This window comes from Bacillus sp. SIMBA_008, assembly GCF_046535495.1.
In the GTDB taxonomy this organism is placed as follows: domain Bacteria; phylum Bacillota; class Bacilli; order Bacillales; family Bacillaceae; genus Bacillus; species Bacillus subtilis.
This window is the reverse complement of record NZ_JAWRWL010000493.1, coordinates 1-270: the sequence shown is the minus strand read 5'-3', so window position 1 is coordinate 270 and position 270 is coordinate 1. Positions and strand designations below refer to the sequence as shown.

Below are 270 nucleotides of genomic sequence, written 5' to 3'. Positions count from 1 at the left end.
CTTGCAGCAGCGGCGACAACGACGTGATTGCCAAGACGGATGCCGGAAATGTAACAAAAGGCGAACTCTACACGAATATGAAAAAAACCGCGGGCGCAAGTGTGCTGACACAGCTCGTACAAGAAAAAGTATTAGCAAAAAAATACAAAGTATCGGATAAAGAAATCGATAACAAGCTGAAAGAGTACAAAACGCAGCTCGGCGATCAGTACAGCGCCCTTAAACAGCAGTACGGCGAAGATTACCTGAAAGATCAGGTGAAGTACGAAC

General features: G+C 45.6%; 1 pseudogene. It reads left to right on the top strand.

Annotated elements, in window-relative coordinates:
- A pseudogene (gene prsA, locus SB658_RS24160) lies at positions 1-270 on the top strand (peptidylprolyl isomerase PrsA); the annotation flags it as partial.